This window comes from Streptomyces griseorubiginosus (assembly GCF_017614965.1).
GTDB lineage: Bacteria > Actinomycetota > Actinomycetes > Streptomycetales > Streptomycetaceae > Streptomyces > Streptomyces griseorubiginosus_B.
This window is the reverse complement of record NZ_WVUG01000077.1, coordinates 24,176-31,962: the sequence shown is the minus strand read 5'-3', so window position 1 is coordinate 31,962 and position 7,787 is coordinate 24,176. Positions and strand designations below refer to the sequence as shown.

General features: G+C 71.6%; 6 protein-coding genes. 1 reads left to right on the top strand and 5 read right to left on the bottom strand.

Annotation, left to right across the window (positions count from 1 at the left end; genetic code table 11):
* Positions 1-12: 12 nt before the first annotated feature.
* On the bottom strand, positions 13-606 hold the full coding sequence (locus GRC12_RS17055; RefSeq protein ID WP_208780143.1) for a TetR/AcrR family transcriptional regulator: 594 nt from the start codon (positions 604-606) through the stop codon (positions 13-15).
* 165 nt (positions 607-771) lie between these two features.
* Here GRC12_RS17055 and GRC12_RS17050 point away from each other — a divergent pair, with 165 nt between their 5' ends.
* A complete protein-coding gene (locus GRC12_RS17050; RefSeq protein ID WP_208780142.1) occupies positions 772-3,990 on the top strand; it encodes a S41 family peptidase in 3,219 nt (1,072 codons plus the stop codon).
* A gap of 100 nt (positions 3,991-4,090) precedes the next feature.
* On the opposite strand, the gene GRC12_RS17045 is transcribed toward GRC12_RS17050, so the two are convergent.
* The 4 genes from GRC12_RS17045 to GRC12_RS17030 all read right to left on the bottom strand — a co-directional run bounded on the left by GRC12_RS17045 (position 4,091) and on the right by GRC12_RS17030 (position 7,692).
* Positions 4,091-4,309 (bottom strand): hypothetical protein, encoded by a 219-nt coding sequence (locus GRC12_RS17045; RefSeq protein ID WP_208780141.1) that lies wholly within the window; start codon positions 4,307-4,309, stop codon positions 4,091-4,093.
* Positions 4,310-4,397: 88 nt separating this feature from the next.
* Positions 4,398-5,282: an SDR family oxidoreductase gene (locus GRC12_RS17040; RefSeq protein WP_208780140.1), complete on the bottom strand. Its 885-nt coding sequence runs from the start codon at positions 5,280-5,282 to the stop codon at positions 4,398-4,400.
* A complete protein-coding gene (locus tag GRC12_RS17035) occupies positions 5,279-6,196 on the bottom strand; it encodes an alpha/beta fold hydrolase (protein ID WP_208780139.1) in 918 nt (305 codons plus the stop codon). The genes GRC12_RS17040 and GRC12_RS17035 overlap by 4 nt, the downstream gene beginning before the upstream one ends.
* On the bottom strand, positions 6,193-7,692 hold the full coding sequence (locus tag GRC12_RS17030; RefSeq protein WP_208780138.1) for a flavin-containing monooxygenase: 1,500 nt from the start codon (positions 7,690-7,692) through the stop codon (positions 6,193-6,195). The genes GRC12_RS17035 and GRC12_RS17030 overlap by 4 nt, the downstream gene beginning before the upstream one ends.
* Between the last annotated feature and the right edge of the window lie 95 nt (positions 7,693-7,787).

Here is a 7,787-nt window from a genome sequence, read left to right as displayed (position 1 = left end):
GGTGGAGAGGGGTCAGGCGCCGAGGGCGGGGAGCACCACGGCGTCGATGTACGACAGGAGGAAGGCCTGCGTCGGCGGCCGTTCGTCGATCAGCGTGCGGGCGGCGAACCCACCGATCATCATGTGCATCACGTAGTCGATCGCGGGGTTGTCCGCACGGACCTCGCCCCGGTCGATCGCCCGTTGCAGCACCTGGCGGAACTCCGCCATCTCGGGCTCGATCAGATACTCCTTGAACGCCTTCAGCAGGTCCGGGTTGCCATGGATGGCCATGGCCAGACCTCGCATCAGCGCGGAGTTCTGCTCCATCTCGCAGTCGTCCGACGCCATCGTGAGCGCGTGCAGGTCACCCCTGAGCGAGCCGGTGTCCACCGAACCGCCCGCCGCGCCCGGCTTGTTGTGCCGCACGGCCTTCGCCACCAGCTCGGCCTTGCCGCCCCACTGGCGGTAGAGCGTGGCCTTGCTCGACTTGGTGCGCGCGGCCACGGCGTCCATGGTGAGGGCGTCGTAGCCGACCTCCCTGAGCAGGTCGAGCACGGCCGCGTACAGCTCGGCCTCGCGCTCGGGCGTGATCCGGCTGCGACGCGCGGTCGCGACCTCAGTCATGCCACTCACCTTTCCGCTCGGGGGGGTGCCTTCCTCGTACACCATGAACATACCCTGCCAGCGAGCGAAACGAAACCGTTTCGTACGTGTGCTGGCTCACGTGTGTGAAGGAACCGTAAGTATCCACAAGTTGCCCTGCCCCATCCAGGGGAAAAGCATGGGGAGGTGAGCTATCTGCGCCTGCCGCACCTGAGCGGCGACCTGTTGACCTTCGTGGCCGAGGACGACCTCTGGCTGGCTCCCCTCGACGGCCCGGGCCGCGCCTGGCGCCTCACCGTGGACCGTACCAAGACGGGCCACCCCCGCTTCTCGCCCGACGGCGCCACGATCGCGTACACGAGCTGGCGCAGCCTGGTCCCCGAGATCCACGTCGTGCCGGTGGACGGCGGCCCGGGACGGCAGCTCACGTACTGGGGCTCGCCCGACACCCAGGTCTGCGGCTGGGACCCGGGCGGCACGGTCCTCGCCGTCGCCTCCCACGGCGAGCCCTTCTCCTACTTCACCTGGGCCTACAAGGTCACCCCCGACGGCTCCCCCGGCCGCAAGCTCCCCTGGGGCCCGGTCTCCGACATCCAGGTCGCCGACATCGCCGGCGAGCGCAGAACGCTCCTGCTCACCGGCACCCCGCCGCACGAACCGGCCGCCTGGAAGCGCTACCGGGGCGGCGCCACGGGCCGCCTGTGGCTGCACGGCGAACGCCTGCTCCCCGACCTCGACGGCCACCTCCACTCCCCCATGTTCGTCGGCGGCCGGATCGCCTTCCTCTCCGACCACGAGGGCATCGGCAACCTCTACTCCTGCGCGTACGACGGCTCCGACCTGCGCCGGCACACCGACCACGACGCCTTCTACGCCCGGCACGCCTCCAGCGACGGCACGCGCGTGGTGTACCAGTGCGCCGGGGACCTGTGGATCGTCGACGGCCTCGGCGCCGAGCCGCGGAAACTCGACGTACGGCTGAGCGGGCCGCGCGCGGGACGCCGTACGTACCAGGTGCCGGCGGGCCAGCACGTGGACGGCATCTCGGTCGACGAGACGGGCCGGGCCAGCGCGGTCGTCGTACGCGGCAGCCTGTACTGGCTGACCCACCGGGACGGCCCCGCCCGCACGCTCACCGACACCCCGGGCGTACGGGTCCGGCTGCCCGAAATGCTGGGCTCGACCGGCCAGGTCGCCTACGTGACCGACGCCGAGGGCGAGGACGCGATCGAGATCGCCTGTCTGCCGAGGGCGACGGGAGACCGCGAGCCGCGCCGGCTCGCCTCCGGACAACTGGGCCGGGCCCTGGAAATGGTCTCCGATCCGCAGGGCGAACGCCTCGCCGTCGCCTCGCACGACGGACGGCTCCTGCTCCTGGACGCGACGGAGGACTCCAACGGCGAGGTGACCGAGCTCGTCCACTCGGTCAACGGCCCGGTCCGCGACCTCGCCTTCTCCCCCGACGGAGCGTGGCTGACCTGGTCGCACCCGGGGATCGGGCGGACCCTGCGCCAGATCAAGATGGCCCGCATAAGAGACCGCCACGTCATCGACGTCACCGACGGCCGCTTCGAGGACGAGGGCCCGGTCTTCACCCGGGACGGCCGCTATCTGGCCTTCCTGTCCTGGCGCGGCTTCGACCCGGTGTACGACGTCCACACCGGGGACCTGTCCTTCCCGCTCGGCTGCCGCCCCTACCTGGTGCCCCTGTCCTCGGCCACCCCCTCCCCCTTCGCGCTGAACCCGGAGGGCCGGCCTGCCGCCGGGGGCCTGGACCCGGTGGAGGAGGACGAGGGCGACGGTGCCGTGACCGTGGAGGTGGAGGGCCTCGAGAGCCGGGTCACCCCGTTCCCGGTCGCCGCCTCCAAGTACTCGGCGCTGTACCCGGTCGCGGGCGGCGGGCTGGTCTGGCTGCGCTGGCCGATCTCCGGCGCGCTGGGCGAGACCTTCGCCAACCCGGACGACACCACGGGCCGCCCCACGCTCGAACACTTCACCATCAGCAAGGCGAAGAAGTCCGAACTCGTCGAGCACCTCGACTGGTTCGCGGTCAGCGGCGACGGCACCCGGCTGGTCGTGGTCGACGAGGGCGATCTGCGGGCGGTCCCCTCCACCGAGTCCGGCGACGGCGACTCGACGGTCTGGATCGACCTGCGGCGCATCCTGCACGAGGTCGACCCGGCCGCCGAGTGGCGTCAGTCCTACGAGGAGGCGGGCCGGCTGATCCCCGCGTACTTCTGGGACCCGGGGATGTGCGGCGTCGACTGGACAGGGGTCCTGGAGCAGTACCGGCCGCTGGTCGAACGGGTCGCGTCCCCCGACGAGTTCGCGGACCTGCTCCGCGAGGTGCTCGGCGAACTCGGCACCTCCCACGCCTATGTCACGGCCGCCCGCCGCAACGAGGGCCCGCCGCACTACCAGCGCTGGCAGGGCCTGCTCGGGGCCAACTTCGTGCACAGGGACGAGGGCTGGGTGGTCAAGCGGATCCTCCCCGGCGACTCCTCGGACTCCAAGGCACGTTCCCCGCTGGCCGGCACCGGCATCCGCGAGGGCGCGGTCCTCACCCACGTCGACGGCCGCCCGGTGGACCCGCTGACCGGCCCGTACCCGCTGCTCGCGGGCGCCGGCGGCACGACCGTGGAGCTGACGTTCACCCCCGCGGAGGGCGAGGCGGGCCGCTCCCGCCGGGTCGCCGTGGTCCCCCTGATCGACGAACGCCCCCTGCGCTACCAGGACTGGGTCGCCAAACGCCGAGCCGTCGTACGGGAGTTGAGCGCCGGACGGTGCGGCTATCTGCACATCCCGGACATGGGCGGTTCGGGCTGGGCCCAGTTCAACCGCGACCTGCGCATGGAGGTCTCCCGCCCCGCGCTCATCGTCGACGTGCGCGGCAACGCGGGCGGCCACATCAGCGAACTGGTCGTGGAGAAGCTGACCCGCACCATCCTCGGCTGGGACCTGACGAGAAACGCCCAGCCCGTGTCGTACGCCTCGAACGCCCCGCGCGGCCCGGTGGTCGCCCTCGCCGACGAGGCGACCTCATCCGACGGCGACATGATCACCGCCGCGTTCAAACTCCTGAAGCTGGGCCCCGTCGTGGGCCAGCGCACCTGGGGCGGAGTGGTCGGCATGACCGGCCGCCACCGCCTGGGCGACGGCACGGTGATCACCGTACCGATGAACGCGGCCTGGTTCGACGCGTACGGCTGGGGCGTCGAAAACCGGGGCGTCACCCCCGACTTGGAGATCCTCCGCACCCCCCTGGACTGGGCGGAGGGCCGCCACGCCCAACTGGACGACGCCGTACGACTGGCCGTGGACCTCCTGGAAACCAACCCTCCGGCCACACCGCCGGACTACTCGAACGTCCCGGACCGTTCACGTCCCAAACTCCCGCCCAGGTGAGGTCTTTCAGGGGCGCGGCGAACCGCGCACGGCGACGCAAAAGTGGGGTGCCCCACAACACAGGGCACCCCACCTTGTCGGCTGAAGCCCAGCGCAGCGGCTACGCCTCGAAGTCCTCGAGCCGGTCCTCCTCGTGCCGGATGCGGTCCGACTCCTCGTCCCGCATCCGGTCACGGTCGCGGTCGCGGTCCTGGCCCGGGCCCTGGCCCTGGCCCGGCTGACGGCCACGCTGACCCTGCTCACGGGCCTGCTCGGCCCTCCGCTTGGCCTGCTCCTGCAACTGCTGGGACTTGTCCTGGAACTGGTCCTTCATACCCATGTGGGTTCACTCCCATTGAGGGTGAGGGGAAAGGCCCTTGGTCGGGCCTCGACCAGATTCACACGCCCGGACAACCCTCGCATTTCGATCAGTTACGCTGCGTAGCCCGAGCCGCCTCGTCCGCCGCCCCACCTGCGCCGACGAGCCCGCCGCGCATGCCCTCAAGGCGTGACCCGAAGCGCCGCATCTCCCGCTGTCCGACGGTCCCGATGATCCCGGGCAGATATCCGCGCACGCCCTGCATCCCGCGCAGCCACCACTGCCCGTACACATGGCTCGACCGCCGCTCGATCCCGGCCACGAGCCGGTCCACGGCCGGCCCCAGCGGGTACGTCTTGTTGGACGGCCAGGGCAGCCGCTGCCTGAGCTCCCGCATGACCTCGTCCTGGTCGGCGCCGCGCACCATGTCCGTGTCGGTCCAGGACAGATACCCGACGCCGACGCGTACGCCCTTGTGGCCGACCTCGGCCCGCAGACTGTGCGCGTACGCCTCCACACCGGACTTGGAGGCGCAGTACGCCGTCATCATCGGCGCCGGGGTGATCGCCGCGAGGGACGCGATCTGCAGCAGATAGCCGCGGCTCTCCGTCAGCACCGGCAGGAACGCCCGTGCGGTGACGGCCGATCCGATGAGGTTCACCTCGATCACCCGCCGCCAGGCCTCCGGATCGGAGTCGACGAAGGGACCGCCGGTCGCGACGCCCGCGTTGGCGACGACGATGTCGACCTTCCCGAACCGCTCCTTGACCTCGGCGGCCACCCTGCTCATCGCCTCGTGGTCGGTGACGTCGGCGTACCAGTGGTCGCTGTCGCTGTGCAGCCGCCCGGAGACCTGCTTGAGGGCGTCCGGTTCCAGCCCGACCAGCGCCACCTTGACCCCGCGCGCCGACAGTTTGCGCGCGAGCAGTTCGCCGACCCCGCGCGCGGCGCCGGTGACGACCGCGACCTGCCCTTCCAGGCTCACCCTGCTCATGCACCCTCCTTGATCGTCACGTACGTCGCCACCAGGTCCCGGATCCGGGCCGTCACCAGCTCCGGCGCCTCCACCGGCGTCATGTGGCCGAGCCCCGGCAGCTCGGTCAGGCCCACGCAGTCGGGCAGCGCGGCGACCAGCGCCCGTGCCTGCACGGGCGGTGTGAGCCGGTCGGCGGTCCCGACCACGACGGCCGTCGGCACCCTCAACTCCCGTACGGCGTGGTCGAGATCGAGCAGGTCCAGCACCTGCGACCAGGCATGGCGCACCGCGCGCGGGCAGGCGTGCACGATCCGCGCGCACGCTTCCACCATGTGCGGTGCCGAACCCGGCCCCATGGTCCCGTACTTGAGGATCCGGCGCGCGAGGGGCGTGACCGGTCCGAGCGGCGCGCGCGAGCCGAGGATGTGCTTGGTCAGCCAGGTCCGCAGCGCCCCGGCCCCGATGGGTACGACGGTCGACTCGGCGACCAGCCGCGAGGATCCGGTGCTGCACAGCAGGACGGCGGCGACATGCTCCCGGAACCCGGGCCGCCCGCTCGCGGCCATCACGGTCATGCCGCCCATGGAGTGTCCGGCCACCATGGCCCTCTCCCCGGGTTCCAGCGTCGCGTCGAGTACGGCCTCGAGGTCGTCCGCGAGGGCCTCCGTACTGCAGGCCGGGCTCGCCGGGCTGCGTCCGTGGCCGCGCTGGTCGTAGGCGATGACACGGTGGTCGACGGCGAGGTCCCGGATCTGGGCCGCCCAGAAGGCGGTGGAGCAGGTCCAGCCGTGGGCGAGGACGACGGCGGGGGCACCGTCGGGTCCGTGGATCTCCACGTGCAGTCGGGCGCCGTCGGCGGAGACGGCGGTGAGCTCACGGGTCGGGGCGGGCGGGGCGTACGGCCCGGAGGCCACGGCGGTCAGGCGGCTCACGCGCCCACCTCCGCGGCCTCGCCGGCGGGTACGCGCAGGAGTTCGTACTCGGCGAGATCGACCCGCCGGGTGGCCCGCCGGAACTCGGTCGTGGTCCCGGGCCAGATGGTGGTGTTACGGCCGCTGGGGTCGAGGTACCAGCTGGTGCAGCCACCGGTGTTCCACACCGTCCGCCGCATCCGCTCCTGCACCCGGCGGTTCCAGGCGGCGACCGCGCCCGGCCGGGCGTCCAGGGCCGCTCGGCCGCCGAGGACGTCCAGTTGCCGCAGGAAGTCCGCCATGTAGTTGAGCTGGGACTCGATCATCAGGATCATCGACGAGTTCCCCAGGCCGGTGTTGGGCCCGATGATCGTGAGCCAGTTCGGGAACCCGGCGGCGGACGCTCCGCGCAGGGCCTCCATCCCGCCCTTCCAGGCCTCGGCGAGGGTCTTGCCCTCGGCGCCCACGACCCGTTCGGCGATGGGCATGTCGGTGACGTGGAACCCCGTACCGAAGATGATCGCGTCCACCTCGGCCTCGCTCCCGTCGGCGGCCACGACCGTGGAACCGCGGATCTCGCTCAACCCGCTCGCCACGACATGGACGTTGGGCCGCGCGAGCGCCGGGTAGTACTCGCTGCTCAGCAGGATCCGCTTGCAGCCGATGCGGTAGTCGGGGGTCAACTTGGCGCGCAGGGCGGGGTCCTTGATGGCGCGGCCCATGTTCCGCTTGGCCAACTGCTCCACGAAACCGAGCTCGTCGGGGTGCTTGGTGAACGCCTGGACCTGCAACTCCCGGATGCCCCACAGCAGTCCGCGCCGGGCCTTGGCGGTGAAGGGCAGCGCGCGGTGCAGCGCCCGTTCGGGCCCGGTGATGGCGCGGTCGACGCGGGGCAGCACCCAGGGCGGGGTGCGCTGGAAGAGGGTGAGGTGCCCGACCTCCGGCTGGATCGCGGGAACGATCTGGATGGCGGAGGCGCCCGTCCCGACCATCGCGACGCGCTTGCCGCGCAGGTCGTAGTCGTGGTCCCAGCGGGCGGAGTGGAAGACCTTGCCGGGAAAGGAGTCCAGCCCCGGCACCTCGGGGATCTTCGGGTCGGACAGCGGCCCGGTGGCGGAGACGACGACGTCCGCGGAGAGCGACCCGGAGCTGGTCTCGATGTCCCACCGGAGCTTCGCGCCGTTCCAGGTCATCATCTTGACCTCGGAGTCGAAGCGGAGGTGCGGGCGCAGTCCGAAGACGTCCGTCACATGCTCCAGATAGGCGCGGATGTGCTCCTGCCCGGAGAAGGTGCGCGGCCAGTCGGGGTGGGGCGCGAAGGAGAACGAGTACAGGTGGGACGGCACGTCGCACGCGCACCCGGGATAGCTGTTGTCCCGCCAGGTGCCGCCCACGCTCCCGGCCCGCTCCAGCACGACGAAGTCGGTGACACCCTCGCGCCGCAGCCGTACGGCGGCCCCGAGCCCGCCGAACCCGGACCCGATCACCGCCACCCGCACATGCTCGTGTTCGGCCATGCCGTCGCCCTTCCTCCGCAACTCCGCCAGTGAACACTGGCGCAATGGGAGGGTAGAGCAGCTCCGTACCGATGGGTAGGGGGCGCGGAAGGGAA

What these genes read in the sequence shown, in the direction of transcription:
- GRC12_RS17055 (WP_208780143.1), bottom strand. Translation starts at nt 606, where the DNA reads ATGACTGAGGTCGCGACCGCGCGTCGCAGCCGGATCACGCCCGAGCGC.
- GRC12_RS17045 (WP_208780141.1), bottom strand. Translation starts at nt 4,309, where the DNA reads ATGGGTATGAAGGACCAGTTCCAGGACAAGTCCCAGCAGTTGCAGGAG.
- GRC12_RS17040 (WP_208780140.1), bottom strand. Translation starts at nt 5,282, where the DNA reads ATGAGCAGGGTGAGCCTGGAAGGGCAGGTCGCGGTCGTCACCGGCGCC.
- GRC12_RS17030 (WP_208780138.1), bottom strand. Translation starts at nt 7,692, where the DNA reads ATGGCCGAACACGAGCATGTGCGGGTGGCGGTGATCGGGTCCGGGTTC.